Consider the following 19,426-nt stretch of genomic DNA (forward strand, 5'->3'; position numbering starts at 1 on the left):
AAATTTTTTTGTAAAAACTAAAGTCTATTTCTAGGAATGAAAGAGCGTTATTTTTTTTAGAGAAAACACTAACATGCTGGTTTTCAGGGATTGGTTTTATGCTTTACATCTAATTTTTCTTCAAGGTTTCTATTTGCGTCAGAATGGATTAATTTAGCAATGAATTATTCACATTTTACTCTCCAAGTTTTTTTATGCAAATCATTAGAGGTTTAGTAGGTCTTCTTGTATTAATAGCGGTAGCATGGATGTTTTCTAAAAACCGAAAAGCCGTAGATTGGAGGCTGGTAGGAACGGGTATCGTTCTTCAGATTATATTTGGTTTGCTTATCACCCAAGTTAGCTTTGTAAGGATGGCTTTCATGAAAGTGAGCGAAGTATTTGTGAACTTTTTGAGTTATGCAGGAAACGGAGCTGAGTTTCTGTTTGGCGCTTTGGTGACTGATGTGAGTTCTTTTGGGTTTATATTCGCCTTCCAAGTGCTTCCCACCATTATTTTCTTTTCTACCGTTACGGCTGGGCTTTATTACTTAGGTATCCTTCAGAAAATAGTGTATGGCATTGCTTGGATAATGGCTCGTACTATGCGCCTTTCAGGGTCGGAAAGCTTATCGGTAGCAGGAAATATTTTCTTAGGGCAAACCGAAGCCCCTTTGTTGGTAAAGCCCTTTATTAAAAACATGACCTATTCGGAGCTGATGACCCTGATGACAGGAGGCATGGCGACCATTGCCGGCGGCGTGATGGCTGGATATGTAGCATTTTTAGGAGGCGATGATCCCGAGCTTCGAGTAAAATTTGCCTCGTACCTGCTTAGTGCTTCCATCATGAACGCACCTGCAGCGGTAGTGATTTCGAAGGTACTGATACCAGAAACGGAGCCTGAAAAGATTGATAAGGAATTAAAAGTAAATAGCGAAAGCTTAGGTGTAAATTTAGTAGATGCTCTTTCCAATGGAGCTTCTGAAGGGTTGAAACTTGCCTTGAACGTCGGTGGAATGTTGTTGGCGTTTATTGCTTTGATATTTGCGGTTAATGGGCTGTTGAGCGGATTTATTGGTGAGGTAACTGGATTGAATCCGCTGATTGTAGAATCTACTGGAGGGCAGTTTACAGGTTTTTCTTTGGAGTATATTTTGGGTCAAGCTTTCCGCCCTTTTGCTTGGGTAATGGGAGTGGAATGGGGAGATACGCTCAAAGTAGGAAGCTTGCTGGGGCAGAAAACAGTGATCAACGAGTTTATAGCCTACAACGATTTGGCTCAGATGAAAGCGGATGGAGTATTGGCTTCCAAGTCGATTGTGATAGCTACTTATGCACTTTGCGGATTTTCAAACTTTAGCTCCATCGCCATCCAGATTGGCGGCATAGGGGGAATGGCTCCTAATCAGCAAGGGAACTTATCGAAGCTTGGTTTCTACGCACTTTTGGCTGCAACACTCGCTTGTATGATGACCGCTACTATTGCAGGCGCACTAGTTGGGTAAATTGTTTAACTGTCCCACTTTTCTGTTTTTCCTCTGTCAACTACATGCCCTGAGTCAATAATCTGCGTGATGATAATGACTTCCTTCTCAGAAACTCCAAGTTTGTCTTGTACTGTTTCCAAAAAGGTGTTTTGGATTTCTTTTATGGGAGACTCGCCCCACAGAGAAGGAAGGAATAAATGCACTTTCATATCGTACTTTGCGCCTGCCGTCATAAAATTACTGACGATATGTATGCTGATATCTTTTACATCTACCCGTATCTTTTGTGCCCAGGAAAAAACTACAGCTTCCCATTTTTCTTGGGAAATAGGCTCTTGGGTATAAATAGTTGCTATAGGCATTTTAGTACTGTTTTTTTACATAAGTGCAGGTGTCAATTTCTCGTCAAGTCCAGTTGGATGACGGCTTTCGTATAATGGTCGGTTGCTGTTCCCGTGAGCCTATTCCCGTTGTTTTGAATCTTGAGCGTAGCTGAACCAGAAGTGTTGAGAAGGGTATTGTAGTCAATTTTGACTTGCTTGCCCGAAATGCTACCATAGCCATCGCTGGTAATGGTCTGCACTCCAAAGTAATTTACAAATTCCTTCAAACTAATTTCTGTGCCGTATTGATTAATCTGGTAGAGCCCCCCACTGTAGGCATCGGTCCAATACCCTGTAAGGTTGACACTTGAAGTAGGCTCAGTTTGATTATTGCTCACCGCTTTTTGTTGCTTTGCTTTTAGCTGTTTTTCAAGCTCTTCTATTCTTTTCAGCATTTCCTCTTCTTTGGCGGCAGCCTCGTCATCATCTAGCTCGGTTATCTTATTTTCGAGCTCTTGTACTCGTTGCGAATTGCTCGGTTGGTTTGCAGAGGGAAGGGTTTGCTCGGTTTGGGGCTTGGTAGTCACGCTGCTTTTGGGTGTGCCCAATAACCCGACTTGGTTTAAAATAACGATCAACGTTCCTATAGCGGTGATCAGCCCGGCAACAGCTCCAATAAAAGTGGTGAATCCTCTTTTTTCAGCCATATTTCTTTAGGTTAGATATGCTCGCATACTAATTTAAGGATTTAGCGCATTTGAGGAAAGGGTTCTTTCTAATTATCTTTGATGAAGTTATCTGTACCAAATGAAAAAAATGGATTTGCCCCTAACTAATTTGTGCGGACTTTTATGCAATATCCAGATAGTTTACATTTCAACATCAGAATCTTTTATTAAAAAGGATCTGAGTACATGACAAAAATAAAAGGCAAGCCATCAAAAGGTTATTTTTGAGTTGCGAGACAAAAAAACAACCTAGATGACAAGCCTGTATAAAAGTAAAGAATTGCAATTGATTTTGCAGCAAGAGTTGGGAGGAAATAAAGCCAGAATAACGTTGTTGAGTTATTTAATCATATCGGTTTTGAAAGTAAGGAGCGTGAATTTCAAACGATTGGCGACAGGATATGATAATGGGGTTCTTCTATCATCAAAACTTCGTAGAGTCCAGCGGTTCTTCAGCCAATTCACCTTTGCAGAAGCCCTTTATTGTAAGCTGATAATGAAAACCTTACCAATAGAAGGTAAATATGAATTAAGCCTGGACCGGACAAATTGGAAGCTGGGACAGCTCAACATCAACATTTTGTTCTTATCAGTAATTTATAAAGGAGTAGGCCTGCCCGTATTTTGGTGCACATTGGGAAATAAGCGGGGCAATTCCTCTCAAAAAGAGCGAAAAGACCTACTCAATCGTTTTATGCTCAACTTTGGAGATGATAAGATTGCCTATTTGACAGCTGATAGAGAGTTTGTTGGCCAAGATTGGTTGGCGTATTTGACGAGCCATCAAATCCGTTATTTTATCAGGGTCCGCAATAATATGCATATTACTTTGGCGGAAGGCAAAACGGTGAAAGCTTATTGGTTATTAATGGCTCAACGGCTAAACCGAGTATATTTTCACCCTAAAATTGTTTATCTCAATGATACGTTGGGCTATTTCTCAGGTATTAAATATGTTGGTCAAAATGGAAAAATTGATTACCTGATATTGGTTTCCTATAACCAAGAAGACTTAAGCCTAGACATCTATAAAAACCGTTGGCAGATAGAAACTATGTTCAGGGCTTTCAAGTCGGCTGGTTTTAATTTGGAAGATACCCATATTACTGATTATGAAAGATTAGACACCCTGATAAAAGTCATTTCCATTGCTTTTGTTTGGTCTTACAGCGTAGGCATTTACCTTAATGATTGTGTCAAAAAAATAGCAATTAAAAACCACGGCAGGAGGGCCGTAAGCTTCTTTACTTACGGGCTTGATTTCCTTACCAATGCTTTTATCAATACAATTAGAAACGACATCAAAATCGCTTTTAAGATTTTTTTGTCATGTACTTAGAAAAAGGATTTATCTCCTAACTTGATTTCTACAACCATTTGAGCACCCGTTGAGCTTACCCAATTTGGCAAATTTTCTGATTTGCTAATGAGAGAGTAAGCGCCAGAAGGAGCCATTTTAGTCAGTGAAGATGCTTGATAAACCATATTATCTTTTACTATGGAAATGTGACCTATTTTCATAGTACTATCTATATCAGTTTTGTTATCTTTTACAAATTCTGCGAAAACATCTAGCTGATTTTCAATATTGAGTAAATACCCATTGAGGGTATATTTTTCATCATTGATTAAAATCTCCTCTGGTGCAGCAATTAATGATTGTACATCGATATCATCATTAGTTGAACAGCTCTCAAATAGTAGGGCTACAGTCAATAACAATAAAATTTGAATAAAATTTTCTTTCATGAGAAACGACTATTTAGGTTTGGTTTAAATCTATTTTATGTTATAAGTTTGATTGTTTTCAATGCTAGGAGAGTTTTATAAGAAGTAAGGTTGGAAAGGTAAGTGCTATTTTTTATATTCATAATTATAATAGAGTTGCTTTATGGCCTTCTTGACTGGGAGTCAATGGTTCCGCTCGATTCCTAGGGATGTGGTTTACAACCCTACTACTCCAGGAAAGTGGTTTGAGTGCTACAAACACGCCTATCGAGTTTGGAAATGAAAATAAGTAGAGACGCTCAAAATGAGCGTCTCTTTGATTCAGTAATGATTTTATTACTCAAATATTTCGGGGAAAATGGGTTTTAGGTCAAGCGAGTCTCCTGTTTCCTTTTGCCATGCTACAAATTCTTTCCCAAGTTTTTTCAATAGCTTTTCGTTCCCCGTTTGGGTTATCAAGTTGGTCGTTTCCCAAGGGTCTTCTGTTACATTATAAAGCTCGGCTGCTTTTCCGTCGGGGTACATGATTAGCTTGTGGTCATTGAGGATAATCCCTCGCTGGTCGGTGAACATGGCTAGGTAGATAGAGGCGTAAGGACTTTTGTTGGTTTTCTGTTTAATGAGAGGAGAGAGGGATTTGAAGTCGATATAGTCTGGCTTTTCGGCCCCAACTAAGTCTAGCAGCGTGGGGTAGATGTCTTGCAGGTACACTCGTTGGGGGAGTTTTATATCCGAAGGGATACCGGGTCCACAAACAATTAATGGAGCGGTAGCGCTCACATTGTAAAGGCATACTTTGCCAGCCACGCCATTTTCGCCAAAGCTTATGCCATGGTCAGACATAAACACGATAATCGAGTTCTCGTATTTTCCCGATTTTTTCAACGCTGCTATGATATCCCCAACTCGTTCGTCCATATGGGTGACCATGGCATTGTTTTGTTGGTAGCGCTCCTTCATGCTCTTGGCCCTGATGGGGTCAGAAGTGTAGTTATATTTTATGTGCGGGTGTAACGGCTCGCCATCTTTCACGCTAGGTGGAAGTTTGATTTTTGAGGTAGGGTACATGTCGTAGTATTTCTGCTCGGTTTGGCGAGGGACATGCGGTGCATTGAAAGCAACGTAGAGGAAAAAAGGATTGTCTTCTTTGGCAGCTTGATTAATGAACTCTACAGCCTCATCGCCTACCACATCCGTGAGGTGTCCTTCCTCGGTATAATAGGTTTTCAATTGCCCAGGAAGGATATGACCTACATGGTCGAACGTATCTTGTGGTCTTTTGCCCAAGGCATGCCATTTTCCTGTAAAGTACGTGGTGTAGCCTTCTGCGCTTAGCCGCTCAGTAAGTGATGCTCCGGGCACTTTTTTAGCAGTGATTTTAGAGGCTTTCCAGATAGTAGTTCCGTTAAAAAGCATAGTTCGGCTGGGGATACATACCGCTGGCGACCAGCAGCCCATGTTGTGGGCACTAGTAAAATAAACGCCTTCTTTGGCAAGTTTATCAATGTTGGGTGTGTGCATTTCTCCAAAACCAAATGCCCCAACAGCAACGTTGCTTTGGTCGTCAGATTCGATAAGGATGATGTTGGGTTGGGCAAATGCGTATGTCGAAATTACAAGCAAAATGGTAGTTAAAATGTGTCTTTTCACTTCTGTAAGTATTTGTGAGAGTTAAGAGCATGTTTAAAATTTAGTGTTCATGCGAAAATGCAGACTGCGGTGGCGGATCGCTTTATGGTTCTCGCAACAGAAGAAAACTTTTGAATAGTAGTGCTACCGAGTATTGGCCCAGTGAAAAAAAATATTTTGAACCGGGCAGATGCTTCTGTGAGGTACATGAAGTATGCATTTGCAGCGAAATAGATAAAATTCAAATATGCTCTGAAAATGATTACACACAAATGTAACTAGATGGATTGATTTCTAGCAACCGTAGTTATGCAAAGGATTTCCCTTATTTGCTCAAAAACAACAAAGCCTTCCCCAGAAGGGAAGGCTTTTGCCTATTGTTAAACCTATTATTTATCTATCGATACTTATGCTGTTACGCCTGAGTTAGGTGCGCCAGCCAAGATTTCTTCGTTAGCATAATCTGCGTATTTCTCGAAGTTCTTGTTGAACATCTCTGCTAGTTTAGTAGCAGTTTTTTCGTAAGCAGCTTTGTCAGCCCAAGTGTTCTTAGGAATTAATACTTCTGAAGGAACACCGTCACATGAAGTAGGAACGTTTACTCCGAAGATTGGGTCGGTAGCGTACTCTACATTGTCAAGTTTGTTTTCGAGAGCGGCAGTGATCATACCCCTAGTGTATTTCAAGCTCATTCTCTCTCCAACTCCGTAAGATCCACCAGACCATCCAGTGTTGATCAACCAAACATTCACGTCAGTTTTCTTCATGTTTTCACCAAGAATCTCTGCATATTTTGTTGGGTGGATAGGCAAGAATGCTGCACCGAAACATGCTGAGAATGTTGGTTGTGGCTCAGTGATACCCATTTCAGTACCAGCAACTTTAGAAGTAAAGCCAGAGATGAAGTGGAACATAGCCTGACCTGGAGTCAATTTAGAGATCGGAGGCAATACACCGAATGCATCACAAGTCAAGAAGAAGATGTTCTTAGGCTTAGGCCCTACTGAAGGAATCCTTGCGTTTGCTATGTGGTGGATTGGGTAAGATACCCTAGTATTTTCAGTAACTGAATTGTCAGTGAAGTCTACAGTTCTTGTTGTGTTACCTTCAGTGAAACGAGTGTTTTCAAGGATAGCACCAAACTTAACGGCATCCCAAATTTGTGGCTCTTTTTCCTTAGAAAGGTCGATAACTTTAGCGTAGCAACCACCTTCAAAGTTGAATACTCCGTCTTCAGTCCAAGCGTGCTCGTCATCACCAATCAAATCCCTGTTAGGATCGGCAGAAAGTGTAGTTTTACCAGTACCTGACAATCCGAAGAAGATAGCAGTGTCGTCGTTTTTGCCAACGTTAGCTGAGCAGTGCATAGAAAGGATACCTTTTTCTTGTGGTAGAACATAGTTCAACACTGAGAAGATACCTTTTTTCATCTCACCAGCATAACCAGTACCACCAATGATGATTTGCTTTTTAGTAAAGCTAACCAAAGCGAAGTTGCTAGAACGGATACCGAAACGTTTAGGATCAACTGTGAACTCAGGAGCATCAATTACTGTCCACTCTGGCTCGAAGTTCTCTAGTTCTTCTTTAGAAGGTCTGATGAACATGTTGTCGATGAACAAATTTTGCCAAGCGTAAGTGTTTACGAAACGTACAGGAAGCGTATATTTTGGATCAGCACCTGCAAAACCGTCTCTTGCATATAAGTCTTTATCGTACAAGTAAGTGATCATCTCTTTGTAGATCTCATCAAATACTGAAGGCTCTATTGGTTGGTTAATGTTACCCCACCATACAGTATCAGCAGTTTTTTCATCCTTCACTACATACTTGTCTTTTGGTGCACGACCTGTGAAAATAGATGTATCTACCATCACTGCGCCTGAGTCTGCTATTACACCTTCATCATTTTTGATGATCTCTTCGTACAATTGAGATGGCTCTAAGTTCCACTTCACGTTTGCGGATTTGATACCAAGAGAATAAAGATTTGTTTTCTTAGAACGAATACCGATTTGTTGCATTTTTCGATGGGTTTTGGTTATTAATATTATTTCTATAAAATTTTAATTCGTTTTTGAGAGGTTTTGCTTCCCCTTTGTTTTTTATTACAATGCAAGTTTACTCGGATAGCCAAATTTTCGAAATGACTTAAATCATAGTTTAAATATGATTTATTCAAAAGGACGTTTTTTAGGGCTTTTTGCTTTAGTTTTTACACTAAAATCATTTTTGATTTAGCTGGCCTTGTAGTGTGTAAATAATTGATATGTAATGAATTAAAACTTTGTAGGCTTTGCTTTAAAAAAATACCTGCCGAAAAAAATAAAAAATAACTCAACCTATTTTAAAAAAAAATACTACAGATTGGATAAGCTGTTCCCAATAGAGAGCTCGCTTTTAGGCAATCGGCTACCCGCATCTTCCATATCTTTGTTCAAAAGAATCCTGTTTTTCAAGTGTCTCACCAAATCTATAGGAGTTACCATGCCCACAAGCTTTCCTTTATCTACTATAGGTAAGCAGTGGAATTGATTCTTTTCGAAAAGCAAGGCGGCATCCAGCACCGTGTGCTTGGAGGTAAGCGTCCTTACTACATGAGTCATTATTTCTTCGGCGGTAATAGACCCATAAATTTCTTCGTTCACCTGCTGGTCTTCTTCAGGTTTCAAGTTTGCACCGTAGGTCACGCGCAAAAAATCAGATTGGCTAATGATACCGACCATCCTGCCTTGATTAATGACGGGAAGGTGGCGGAAATGGTAGAGATCGAATGTTTCTTTGATCACAGAGAGCTTGTCTTTGGGCTCTACGGTGAAAATCTGGGTCATCATTACTTTGGATATAGGGACGTTGAGTTTCATAAGCTTGTTACTTTTTGGTAGATTTTAGGGGGTATAATCTGCTAAAAGTTACGATATTAAAATATGATCTTCATCATAGAAAGGCAAAAATATAAAAACTTCTTTTTCAGTTAATTGCCTATTAAAAGACCTTTCGTGCTTAAGAATGTTCTTTATAAATACCCAAAGCGAACCATTTTCTAGTGATCGATTTCTTATTTTTGCCCCAGAAGTTGTTTTTTGAATAAAAAATTCAAAACAGCTTCACAGTTTTTTCACCCCAATAAAAAATTGACCAAATCATGCAGGAGGAAAGATATAGGCAAAGAGGCGTTTCGGCTGATAAAGAAGATATTCACAAGGCAATCAAAAACTTGGACAAAGGGCTTTTCCCAAAGGCTTTTTGCAAGATAGTGCCCGATTTGCTGGGCAACGATCCTGAGCAATGCGTGATTATGCATGCCGACGGTGCAGGCACAAAATCTTCCCTCGCTTATATGTACTGGAAAGAAACAGGCGATATTTCAGTGTGGGAAGGAATTGCCCAAGATGCCATCATCATGAACGTAGATGATCTGCTTTGCGTAGGCGCAACCGATAATATGTTGCTTTCTTCTACCATTGGTAGGAACAAGAACCTAGTGCCCGGCGAGGTGATTTCGGCAATTATCAACGGAACGGAAGCAGTGCTGGAAAACCTGCGCGACCATGGGGTGAACATCCACAGCACGGGAGGGGAAACTGCCGATGTTGGGGATTTGGTTCGGACAATCATAGTAGATAATACCATCACTGCCCGCATGAAACGCAGCGAGGTGGTGAACAATGCAAATATAAAAGCAGGCGATGTGATCGTGGGCTTGGCTTCCTTTGGGCAAGCTACGTACGAAAGTGCCTACAATGGCGGTATGGGCAGCAATGGGCTCACCTCAGCTCGTCACGATGTGTTTGGCAAGTACCTTGCGGAAAAATACCCTGAAAGCTTCGATCCGGGCGTTCCCTCTGACTTGGTATATTCGGGTTCAAAAAAACTGACCGACAGCGTAGAAGGTAGCCCTTTGGATGCTGGTCAGTTGGTGCTTTCTCCCACGCGAACTTATGCGCCCGTTATTAAGAAAATATTGGACGGTTACCGCAACGAGGTGCACGGTATGGTGCATTGCAGCGGCGGAGCGCAGACCAAAATCCTTCACTTTGTAGAGGGGCTACATATTATTAAAGACAACCTGTTCGATTGCCCTCCACTTTTCAAGCTCATCCAAGAAGAGAGTAAAACGGATTGGAAGGAAATGTACAAAGTCTTCAACATGGGGCATAGGATGGAAATCTACCTCGATGAAAAATATGCCCAAGACATCATCGATATCTCCACCTCTTTCGGCATAGAAGCACAAATAGTAGGCAGGGTAGAAGCTGCCGACCAGAAAAAGGCAACTATCCGAAGCCAGTTTGGTGAGTTTATTTATGGCTAGGAAATTATAAATATAAAACAGTAAAGGGCATCCATGATCATGGATGCCCTTTACTTGTTTACTTTGTTGTCAGATAATCAGAGCACGTTTTTAGTAACAATCCATCCTGAGTTGGTTTCTATTTTGGTAATAGCTGAGAGACTTCTGGTTAATGATTAAGCAGATTTTCTCCAAATGTGCGATTACCTCTTTCTGCATCGCTATGGAGCCACAGATCATGATAACACCCTTTTCCCGAAGCGTTTGAGCTATCCATTGGCTATCTCTGGAAATCAACTCTTGCACATAGGTTTTACTCGTGCCCAGTCTAGAATAAGCAGGGATAAAATTGGTCAGACGATTGTCGTTTAAGGCAGTTTCAATGTAGTTCTTGTACAGTTCAAAAGATTGCTGGTTTCTTGCGCCCCAGTATAGGTGAGTTTCTACTTGCCTGTTATTTTTGTCCAACATGCCCAAGAAAGGAGCTATGCCAGTTCCCGTACCTATCATCACAACTCTTTTTGCCTTTTTGGGGAAATAGAATTCTTGATTTTTGACAATATTAGCTTCTAGTGTTTCACCAAAGTTCAACTCGTTTAGGTAGTTGGAACACAACCCTTTTTCATGTCTTTTTATACTAAGCAGTACTTGGTTATTTTGGAGGACAGCCATAGAATAAAGGCGTTCATATGCATTAGGAGCTGGGTATATAGCCAGCAGGTCACCTGACTGAAATCTTTGTTTTTGACTGGATTCTACTTGTAAAAGAAAGGTTTCATCTGGGTTTTCAGCAGCCTGCGTTTTTTTGACTACTTTAAACAGTTGCTTTTCCTTCTTTTTTACCTCCACAGGGTTGTTTGCAGGAAGCTCAAGTGAAAGTTCCAGTTCTTCGCTCCATTGTTTTACCCATTGGCGGTACGATTCCCAAGAACGATTATTGATGGTATGTGTTTCGAGTAGCCTATGGCTGTTTGCATCTTTTTGGAGGAAATGGTCTATGTCAAAAGCAAACTTGCAGAACTCGATATAAGCCAAAGAGCCAAACCCAACAACAGAAAAAGAGTAGGCAGTTTTAGGTCTGGTTTCCCTAAATATCTGCAAGAATTTACGGGCGTTTTCAGGAGCTTCCCCTTGTCCGTAGGTAGAGGTGATCACCACAAGGTGTTCCATCTGTTTAAATCGTGTATACCTATTGAGTTCGGTAATAAAGGCTTTTTTCTCGGCTTTTAGGAGTTGCTCGTGGAGCTGGATAGCATACGGTAACGTACTGCCCGTTTCCGAGCCTACCAATATAATATAGTCGCACTCGTCTTTACCGAATGTGTTTTTAAGTTTGTAATTTCGCCTTTTGAGTGTAAGAGAAAAGCCCGAATAAATGAAAAATAGGGTGCTAAAGGATGATAAACCAAGTATAATAGACCATCCTATGCTACCTCTGCCTGTATGTAGGGAAATACTTAGGTCGGAAAGAACTTTAACGAGGGGGGAATTTATTTCGCTCAATACCTCTCCTGTGTATTGGTCGACCAATAGTTCTTTTGTCTTCAGCTGGAGGGTGAAATAATCTTCCTCATCTGGTGAAAAAGGAAATTCCAACGAGCGGATATCAGACAATTGGGTGTTTTTGAAAATAGGAAAATCCTCTAGGTTGATTTTAGGAGAATCTGAACGGTTTCCAAAGTCGATGTTATGAGAAATCTTTCCTTCGGGTATAATAGCAAAGCGTTGGAGGGATAAATATGTACCAGTGATGGAAATAATGATGATAGGGATGAGCACCAAGCGACCTAGGTATACATGGTAATATTGGAAAAAGTTATCCTTCACTATCTTTGAAAGGAAATGCTTTATTCCCTGTTGCCTTTTCAGGATAAGAATAGCACCCGTAATGGTAATGAGGAAAAGTAGAAAAGAGGTCAACCCTATGAAAAAACGTCCGATTGCCTTGAGAAATAAGGAGCGGTGTAAGTTTGTGGCAAACTCAAATAGAGACGATTTTTTTATTAAATCACCCTCTTTCTCCCCCGTAAAAGGGTTGATATAAAAGTTGCCCATATTCCCTTTTTGGTCTATTGCCGATAGGGCTACAAAGCCGTTGGCACCCACTTCTAGGCTAAATATTTCGTCATACGAATTTTTTAATTGTGGTATTGTTTCTGAAAGGCTCAGTTCGGAAGCTCCATCTACATCATATTTTTCTAGTTTGTTGGAAATAGGTTCAACAGCTAGGATGACACCTGTTATGGAAGCGATCGATATAAATATGAAAGAAGATACAGCCAAGAGCAAATGGCTGTATCTCCAAATTGAGATAATCATAAATCTGTTGATGGCTATTTAATTAGGCATAATACGGACGTAGCGTATATAGCCTTTCCCTTCATATTTTTTGCTTACATTTTCAGAAGTAAGTGGGAATTCCACATCGTCTACATAATACTCCTGACTTTCTACAGCGGTTTCGATGCGAAGTTTATAACCCGTATTTAATTTTTCTTTATCTATCTCAAATACAAAAACTGCTCGCTCTCCGCCAGTAAGGGAAGCCCCACTTATGCCATCTATCTGTATAGAAGATTTTTCAAAAAAGATCCACCACTCTGCGAGGTCGTGGTACCATTTTTCGTCTTTTCCAAACACATAAAGCGTTTTTTCGTACTCACCTTCAGGGTTTATTAAGGATGTTACTATGTAAGCTCCTTCACCTGTATAATTGGTAAGTTGCAAAAGGCATTTATAAGAGTTGCTGTCTGTTGCTGGTTTTATAGCCCAACTACCTATTATTGGCACCAAACAAAATATCAAACCTAATTTAATTACTTTCATTATTTTGAAGGCTTTAAAAATTCGACGTTAATATCTTTTTTCCCAAGCACTTCATTTTCACTTGCCAAATCATATACTGTTTCACCAAAACTAGTCTTTGCTGAAAGGTTTGCTCCTTGGGCAACGAGGTATTTTAGTATCTTGTCGTTGGTTGCTTTCATGGAAGCAATATGAAGTGGAGTAGTTCCATTTTTATCCGCTTGATTTACATCCATACCAGATGAGACAAGCGTTTTGATAAGTTTGAAATCATTTTTACCAGCTGCTACATGAAGCAATGAAGCTCCCTTTGTTTGTTGGGTGTTTACATCGTAGCCACTCTTTTTTAATATTTCCAGTTTTTCACTGAAAGGATCGCTCTTTATTTCACTCTGGACTTGTCCACCTGGGGCTGGGCGACCTCTTCTTCCACCTGCTGGTCTGTAAGCCTCTACCAAGTAATATCCTACATCATTTCCTTCTTTATTTTTGAGCTTCGGATCAGCACCTTTTTCTATTAAGAAAGCAACGGCATTTGCATCGTTTTTTGAAGCCGCTAACATGAGTGCGGTTGCGCCATCATTATTTTGGGCATTAATTTTTTTAGCTTTGAAATGGGGGTACATCAATTTCAATAAGTCAGAGCTACGTGCGCTTGCAGCGTTCAAGAAAGGTGTATTGCCTTTTTTGTCAACCTCGTTTACATCTACACCTTTGTCCAAGAAATAGCTTACTATTTCTGCTTGGTTCCTCTTGCCTGCAATAGCGTGCAGAACATTTTGATTATCTTTGTTTTTAGTTTTTGGATCGATCTTCAGTTCGTCTACCAAGTATTTGTATACTTCAATAGAATTAGCAGTTCTGTAAGTACCCTGCGATGCTATAATTAACGCATTTTCATTGTATTTCACTCCTCTTTTAAGGAGCTCTTTCATCGCTGGTACGTAGCCAATTTTTGCTACATGGTTAAAGGCGGTGTTGCCGTCGTCATCTGTACTGTTGAGCGATAAGCCTTTAGATACAAAATAGTCGGTGATTTTGAGGTCTTTATCGTAAGGTATAGAAATAAGTAAGATGTCTGCCCCAAATTTGGTTTCATATTTTTTATTGAGATCTATTCCATGTTTTATGAAGACATCTATCACGTCAGTTGTCAAATGCCCTTGAAACCCTGCGTAGGTAAATGCGGTATGTCCATTTGCATCTATAAAATACATGTCGGACCCTTTTGCCAACAAATGGTCAACGACTTCAGCATTGCCTTTGTTGGCAACCAAGTGGAGGTAGATACGCCCTTCGTGGATCAGCCGGGCAAAATCAACACCAGGCTGATCTAATAAATAGTTGATGGTGGCTGTAGGTGCACCATAACGGATGGCTAGCACAATAGGGTCCTCCATTCCAAGTATATTCTTGAAATCAAACCCTTTTTCCATCTCTGTTTTTACAGATGCCAAACTCGGTTTTGCTTCCCAAAACTTGTCATTTAATAGCTTGCTTGTTTGTGCATGAATGCTACTGCCATACAAAGCAAATAGCCATACTGTTGACATTAAAAATATTTTTTTCATAATCTTTTTCTTTAACTAATAAAAAATAATTCTGAAATAAGGAATGGTCAACAAAGAGCATCGGTCAATTTGACCATTCTATTAACTGAATTACTTACTTTCTGTAGTGTAAGTTAATTTGGCCAATCCACCAATACCTGTTGCTGCTTTAACTACTACACCCGCAGTGGCAGTAGCTGTTACAGGATCAACTACATACACTGTTGGGCTTGCATCGCTAGTGGTTATAGGTAAATATGCTTTGCCATCAGAAGAGAACGGCCACCCAACATCATTGATGTTGCCAAACTCAGGAATTCCTGAAATCCAAGAAAATGTTTTTGCCTCAGTATTTACTATTGCATATTGAGTGGCAGCTGTACGGCTACTAGGTTCATATTCATTGTAGAACTCTAGAAGGAAATAATTTTCTGTTACATGGAATACTTTTCGGAATGAGTAGTCATTTGCCTGTTCTTGGATATTAAAATAATAGCTTTCATCAAAAGATGTAGCACCTTGGTTGATTCTTAAAGCGCCTCCTGCTTTGCTTCCGCCAATTGGGTTGCTAAATACATATGTATTGCCTTCATCGTCGTTTGCAATAAGCGAATAACGCGCTGAGCGGAATTGACCTAATGCACGGCCAATACGAGTATCCATCATGACGTTCAAAACATTCAGGTTTGCGTCCATTTTCACAACGTAACATGTATCTAAACCCTCATCCAATTCTACAGAAGTAAGGAATGTACCATCCCCACCATCTACTACACCCACTAAGCTGCAATCTGATCCTTCTTTTACAAGATCCATGGTTGCCAACTGCTTTGAAGAAACAGCAGCATCATTATCCAAGTCAAGAAAATAGAAATTTGCTCCAGTTGTATTATCTGCAAAGGTAACTCCGCTCTTGATCGTTACTAAGTAATTCTCAAAGGGACCGATTGATGAAAAACTGTTAGTCAACTGAAAGCCTGCTCCTACTTCCGCTAATTGACCAGTAGTGTCCAGCCCAAAAATTCTACCAGTAGCAGGGTCACCCTGTCTATAACCAAGAGCCAGCACAGCAGAAGTTCCATTGTAAGCATAGTGTGTATAGGAATTAGCATCTTCAATTCCGTTGCCAGCAGTGGTGGTAGTTCCTCCTGATAGGCTATCAACTGCCAAGAAATAAGTCCCATTGTCATTTTCTGCTGCTATAAAATACCGAGTTGATACGATAGGTTCAGGATTAGGTTCAGGGTCGTCACTGTCATCGCTACAGCTAAATATAAAAGCACTTGTTGCGAAAATTAAACTTAATGCCCACATGTTTTTCTTGAAATTTGTGGTATTGCAAATTGTTTTCATAAAATTCATTTTGATTGATTTAGAGTTGTTATTAACTACCAGTATTCCAATAGTATCTGAGTTTGATGTTAAAGCTTCTTCCAGGTTTTTGCAGGCTCCAATTGTCGTACAATATGGCGTTGGTGAAATTGAGTGATTCCACACTAATGTTATATTTGCCATTTTTGAGCGAGTAGCTTGCAGAGAAGTCGTGGTATAACTGTTTAGGAAGTGTTGCCTTTGTATTAGCGCTTCCTTGGCTTTCCCAAAGCAGGTAGAATTTTCCCACAAAATTGAAATTATAATTGAGACTCAATACATTGCCTTTTCCCCACAGGTCGTGTATATAGTATGTTGCATCTGTATTTCCATAGAAATAAGGAATATTGGGCATCCGGTTGTTATAAGTAGCGGCATTAACAGATGATTGTGCATCTCTTAATTTTTCTTTGTTACGGAGATCCATGTATGTAACTGTACCTCCAATCATGAGCTTGTTCTTAAAATAATAGCGTGCCTCTACATCAACACCTATATTCCTTACTCTCCCAAAGTTCACATTGCTTATTGTTCCATAGCGTGCACTTTGGACTTGGCGGATAAAGTTTTTATTTAACCTATAATAACCGCTTATATCTACATATACAGTATTGTTGTTCCCCAACTTTTGGTTCAGAGAACCTCCAAGGTTAATATTGAAAGAATTTTCTGGCTTTAGACTCGAATTTGATGAAGTAACTGCTTCATCACCAAATAGCTGTTGGGCAGAGGGAAGTTTAAATGCTTTTTCAACTGAGGTTTTTAGCTGAAGTTTTTCGTTGACAAAATAGGTGACAGCCAGCCCATACCCCATAGTCTGGTAGTACCGTTCTTGTTCTTCATAAGAACTATGGCTGACCTCTCCGAGTGTATCGACAGGCCCTATCACATGTTGAAAATAGTGCTTGCCAAACAAATTAGCATTCCATTTGCCGTTATGGCTGTATTGATAGGATACCCCTAACACATTTTTTACAGAGCCTCTCCTCATAGTATCAGCTGCTGTAAGTTCTTCTGCGGGTACATTGCTCGATAACTTTCTGTTATAACGAGTGACCACATTATTGACTGTTATAGAATGATTTTTGATGATCTTATAAGCCAAATTAGCTGTAGAAGAAAAGTTTTTATTGTTGTATTCTGACAATGTATTGGTACCACCTTCTCCCTTTGTCCGCGTTGCCATATAATTGCCATACCAGTTGTATGACCTTGCAGCCGTATCTATATTGATATTATGATTGTAATTGAAGTTACTGGTCAGCCTAAATGTGAGTTTTTTTACTAAAAAATTCTTTTTGTAATATTCTAAAGAAGGGAGTAGTGTACTTGCCGATCGGGTTCTCGCCCCATAAACAATTTCTAAGGTGTTGGCATTTTGAATATCTCTTTCTTCCTTACCTGTGGTGAGCCCTATAAAAAATCTATCGGTCCACCACTTTCTCACAAATCCTATTTTAGCCATGATAGTTTTATTCTGATAAGTATCGTGGAATCTTTCTACCAAATAGTCTCCTGCTATATAGCCTCCAGTAGAAATATCAAGCATCTTGTTTAAGTGGACTTTATAATTATTGTCAGAATAATTCATAAAGGCATTTAGCTGGAATGAAAAGCCATTTTTTGAAGTATGCCCGACACTGATGCTGGGTTTATGGGTATTAAAAGACCCAAAAGAATAAGATGCGTCTACAAAAGTATTCTCAGTTTGGTTGGTCACAATGTTGATCGCCCCCCCAATGGCATCTGCGCCAAATTCAATGGGTACCACTCCTTTGTATACCTCAATACGGTTGGCTACAGTAACTGGAATGTTGTTTAACTGAAAGGCAGAGCCAAAGCCTTCCATGGGGACTCCATCCATAAAGAGTTTGATTCTTCTGCCCGTAAAGCCATTGAGCGAAATAGACATGCTGGAACCAACACCACCCGATGACCTAACCTTTACCCCTGAAGCCCTATTGAGCATACTTCCCAGGTTCATCGACGTATTATATAATGACTTGGCATCTAAAGCGACTACGTTGAAGGCTGATTCTCTGATTTCCTTTATCCCAAATTTGCTTGACACCACCACTTCATCCAGTACCATATTAGGGTCGTATTTTAAGGTGAAGCCTAATGCAGTTGTTTTGCCAGGTTGTACGATGATATCTTCAAACTGCTTAAGGTAGCCTAGACCTGAGCAAAAAATAGTATAATTTCCTGTCGGGACTGTTAATTGGTAGGTCCCTTTATTATCTGTAGTAGTGTGGTAATTTGTGTTTTTTAAGTAAATGACAACATCTGTAAGTTTTTCTCCTGCTTCTGAAACTACCACTCCACTGATTCGGGAAGTTGCTTTTTGTGCCATAGTTATACTAGGGAAAAAGCAGGTGATGATGAGTATTTGGGTTAGTGCAAATATTTTGATCGGTGACATAATTTTTATTTAAACTAATTCTAAATAACTTGCACAAAGTTATATTTTGATTACATGCCAGTGGTTTCGGTATTGGTAATAAAAGTTTCGAAAAAGGTATTATGCGCTTAAGGTCATATTTAAAAAAAGAAGGAATAACGCTGTTCGATCTAGACCTAAGTCTTGTTTCAGGAGATAAAACATTACAGTCAAGTAATCTCCAAATCGAGAAAAGTGGGGTAGGGGTGGAATGCCAATTAAATTACACATCTGAAATATGTATTATTCAAACTACTTTTAGGCATGAAAGGGAAATAACAGATGTATTCCATATAGAAGGGGAGTATATAAAAGTATTGGTTCTCAATAATGGGAACAGCCCGAGGATAACAGGGGAAAGTGGTGTAGAGCCACATTCCACCAATCCAGGTTTTCTCAAACTTGGCTATGGAAAAGATGCTAAGTTGAGCATAGATATGCCCAAAAACATAGCTTCGCCCGAAACACGATATACGATCATAATTATGTCCTACAGCTTTTTTAAGGGTTTGATGAAGGAGGAATGGGCTACCAAAAGTGAGTTTTATAAGTTAGTCAGCAAACAGAACCTTACTTCTGGGGAAATCACTTTTCCAATCACTTTTCCACTTCATCATATTATCACCGAAATGGTTCGGGCTGCTTGGAAGTTAGATGAAAGGGTGGATTACATTAAGCTGAAAATCAAAGAGTTTTTATTAGTATTGTATTGTTTTGAACAAGAAAATACCGAAGAGTTTAGAGGTGTAAATCCTGCTGTGCTCAGAAAAGTCAGGCTAGCTCATGATTATTTGGAAACTAACTTCAAGAAAACCCCCACAATTAAAGAGCTAGCTAGGCAAGTACTGATCAATGAGCTCCAGTTGAAGCAGGGTTTTAAGGAGGTATATGGGAAAACCATAAGGGCTTTTGTGATCGAATTGAAAATGAGGGAAGCAGTTGTGTTGTTGAGCAGGTATAAAGTAAATGAAATAGCTGAGATTCTTGGGTATAAGAGTTTGCCACATTTTATCACTTCTTTTAAAAGGCACTATGGCTGCCCGCCTTCGCAGATTTTAAAAAATGGACTGAATGAATAATTAATGTTAC

Annotated in this window: 15 protein-coding genes; 4 read left to right on the forward strand and 11 right to left on the reverse strand. The window is 39.8% G+C overall.

All coding sequences use genetic code 11. The annotated features are described in order from the left end of the window. Positions 1–194 precede the first annotated feature (194 nt). On the forward strand, positions 195–1,487 hold the full coding sequence (locus R9C00_06985) for a nucleoside transporter C-terminal domain-containing protein (protein ID WPO37188.1): 1,293 nt from the start codon (positions 195–197) through the stop codon (positions 1,485–1,487). A gap of 5 nt (positions 1,488–1,492) precedes the next feature. Here the strand turns inward: R9C00_06985 and R9C00_06990 are convergent, their stop codons facing one another. Both R9C00_06990 and R9C00_06995 read right to left on the reverse strand, forming a co-directional pair. After that, a complete protein-coding gene (locus R9C00_06990; GenBank protein ID WPO37189.1) occupies positions 1,493–1,831 on the reverse strand; it encodes a hypothetical protein in 339 nt (112 codons plus the stop codon). 32 nt (positions 1,832–1,863) lie between these two features. Continuing rightward, positions 1,864–2,499 carry a hypothetical protein gene (locus R9C00_06995; protein ID WPO37190.1) on the reverse strand — a complete coding sequence of 212 codons (636 nt, stop codon included), beginning with the start codon at positions 2,497–2,499 and terminating at the stop codon, positions 1,864–1,866. Between the two features lie 274 nt (positions 2,500–2,773). Here R9C00_06995 and R9C00_07000 point away from each other — a divergent pair, with 274 nt between their 5' ends. After that, positions 2,774–3,859, forward strand: a complete 1,086-nt coding sequence (locus R9C00_07000) for an IS4 family transposase (GenBank protein WPO37191.1) — start codon at positions 2,774–2,776, stop codon at positions 3,857–3,859. Here R9C00_07000 and R9C00_07005 read toward each other — a convergent pair. The 4 genes from R9C00_07005 to R9C00_07020 all read right to left on the reverse strand — a co-directional run bounded on the left by R9C00_07005 (position 3,856) and on the right by R9C00_07020 (position 8,741). After that, the gene (locus R9C00_07005) at positions 3,856–4,269 is read right to left on the reverse strand and encodes a hypothetical protein (GenBank protein WPO37192.1); all 414 of its coding nucleotides are present in this window, start codon (positions 4,267–4,269) and stop codon (positions 3,856–3,858) included. The two genes, R9C00_07000 and R9C00_07005, sit on opposite strands and share 4 nt — an antisense overlap. Before the next feature lie 315 nt (positions 4,270–4,584). Beyond that, entirely contained in the window at positions 4,585–5,898 is a 1,314-nt protein-coding gene (locus tag R9C00_07010; protein ID WPO37193.1) for a sulfatase-like hydrolase/transferase, read from the reverse strand. Between the two features lie 386 nt (positions 5,899–6,284). Further along, the gene (gene pckA / locus R9C00_07015; protein WPO37194.1) at positions 6,285–7,901 is read right to left on the reverse strand and encodes a phosphoenolpyruvate carboxykinase (ATP); all 1,617 of its coding nucleotides are present in this window, start codon (positions 7,899–7,901) and stop codon (positions 6,285–6,287) included. 336 nt (positions 7,902–8,237) lie between these two features. Continuing rightward, positions 8,238–8,741, reverse strand: coding sequence for a CBS domain-containing protein (locus tag R9C00_07020; GenBank protein ID WPO37195.1), 504 nt, complete (start codon positions 8,739–8,741; stop codon positions 8,238–8,240). Between the two features lie 281 nt (positions 8,742–9,022). Here R9C00_07020 and R9C00_07025 point away from each other — a divergent pair, with 281 nt between their 5' ends. Continuing rightward, the gene (locus R9C00_07025; protein WPO37196.1) at positions 9,023–10,192 is read left to right on the forward strand and encodes an AIR synthase-related protein; all 1,170 of its coding nucleotides are present in this window, start codon (positions 9,023–9,025) and stop codon (positions 10,190–10,192) included. Between the two features lie 90 nt (positions 10,193–10,282). Here R9C00_07025 and R9C00_07030 read toward each other — a convergent pair whose 3' ends face one another. From R9C00_07030 to R9C00_07050, 5 genes are all read right to left on the reverse strand, one after another. Beyond that, on the reverse strand, positions 10,283–12,490 hold the full coding sequence (locus tag R9C00_07030; GenBank protein ID WPO37197.1) for a PepSY domain-containing protein: 2,208 nt from the start codon (positions 12,488–12,490) through the stop codon (positions 10,283–10,285). Positions 12,491–12,508: 18 nt separating this feature from the next. Next, positions 12,509–12,997: a DUF2271 domain-containing protein gene (locus R9C00_07035; protein ID WPO37198.1), complete on the reverse strand. Its 489-nt coding sequence runs from the start codon at positions 12,995–12,997 to the stop codon at positions 12,509–12,511. Then, the gene (locus R9C00_07040; protein WPO37199.1) at positions 12,997–14,529 is read right to left on the reverse strand and encodes an ankyrin repeat domain-containing protein; all 1,533 of its coding nucleotides are present in this window, start codon (positions 14,527–14,529) and stop codon (positions 12,997–12,999) included. Before R9C00_07040 ends, R9C00_07035 begins: the two co-directional genes overlap by 1 nt. A 108-nt stretch (positions 14,530–14,637) precedes the next feature. Further along, positions 14,638–15,879: a DUF4374 domain-containing protein gene (locus tag R9C00_07045; GenBank protein WPO37200.1), complete on the reverse strand. Its 1,242-nt coding sequence runs from the start codon at positions 15,877–15,879 to the stop codon at positions 14,638–14,640. Positions 15,880–15,910: 31 nt separating this feature from the next. Continuing rightward, positions 15,911–18,250, reverse strand: a complete 2,340-nt coding sequence (locus R9C00_07050; protein ID WPO37201.1) for a TonB-dependent receptor — start codon at positions 18,248–18,250, stop codon at positions 15,911–15,913. A gap of 170 nt (positions 18,251–18,420) precedes the next feature. On the opposite strand from R9C00_07050, the gene R9C00_07055 reads away from it, so the two are divergent. Then, positions 18,421–19,416: an AraC family transcriptional regulator gene (locus R9C00_07055; protein WPO37202.1), complete on the forward strand. Its 996-nt coding sequence runs from the start codon at positions 18,421–18,423 to the stop codon at positions 19,414–19,416. Positions 19,417–19,426 lie beyond the last annotated feature (10 nt).

Source organism: Flammeovirgaceae bacterium SG7u.111 (assembly GCA_034044135.1).
Taxonomy (GTDB): Bacteria; Bacteroidota; Bacteroidia; order Cytophagales; family Flammeovirgaceae.

What these genes read in the sequence shown, in the direction of transcription:
- R9C00_06985 (WPO37188.1), top strand. Translation starts at nt 195, where the DNA reads ATGCAAATCATTAGAGGTTTAGTAGGTCTTCTTGTATTAATAGCGGTA.
- R9C00_07030 (WPO37197.1), bottom strand. Translation starts at nt 12,490, where the DNA reads ATGATTATCTCAATTTGGAGATACAGCCATTTGCTCTTGGCTGTATCT.
- R9C00_07035 (WPO37198.1), bottom strand. Translation starts at nt 12,997, where the DNA reads ATGAAAGTAATTAAATTAGGTTTGATATTTTGTTTGGTGCCAATAATA.
- pckA (WPO37194.1), bottom strand. Translation starts at nt 7,901, where the DNA reads ATGCAACAAATCGGTATTCGTTCTAAGAAAACAAATCTTTATTCTCTT.
- R9C00_07040 (WPO37199.1), bottom strand. Translation starts at nt 14,529, where the DNA reads ATGTCAACAGTATGGCTATTTGCTTTGTATGGCAGTAGCATTCATGCA.
- R9C00_07050 (WPO37201.1), bottom strand. Translation starts at nt 18,250, where the DNA reads ATGGCACAAAAAGCAACTTCCCGAATCAGTGGAGTGGTAGTTTCAGAA.
- R9C00_07045 (WPO37200.1), bottom strand. Translation starts at nt 15,879, where the DNA reads ATGAAAACAATTTGCAATACCACAAATTTCAAGAAAAACATGTGGGCA.
- R9C00_07055 (WPO37202.1), top strand. Translation starts at nt 18,421, where the DNA reads ATGCGCTTAAGGTCATATTTAAAAAAAGAAGGAATAACGCTGTTCGAT.
- R9C00_07000 (WPO37191.1), top strand. Translation starts at nt 2,774, where the DNA reads ATGACAAGCCTGTATAAAAGTAAAGAATTGCAATTGATTTTGCAGCAA.
- R9C00_06990 (WPO37189.1), bottom strand. Translation starts at nt 1,831, where the DNA reads ATGCCTATAGCAACTATTTATACCCAAGAGCCTATTTCCCAAGAAAAA.
- R9C00_07005 (WPO37192.1), bottom strand. Translation starts at nt 4,269, where the DNA reads ATGAAAGAAAATTTTATTCAAATTTTATTGTTATTGACTGTAGCCCTA.
- R9C00_07020 (WPO37195.1), bottom strand. Translation starts at nt 8,741, where the DNA reads ATGAAACTCAACGTCCCTATATCCAAAGTAATGATGACCCAGATTTTC.
- R9C00_06995 (WPO37190.1), bottom strand. Translation starts at nt 2,499, where the DNA reads ATGGCTGAAAAAAGAGGATTCACCACTTTTATTGGAGCTGTTGCCGGG.
- R9C00_07025 (WPO37196.1), top strand. Translation starts at nt 9,023, where the DNA reads ATGCAGGAGGAAAGATATAGGCAAAGAGGCGTTTCGGCTGATAAAGAA.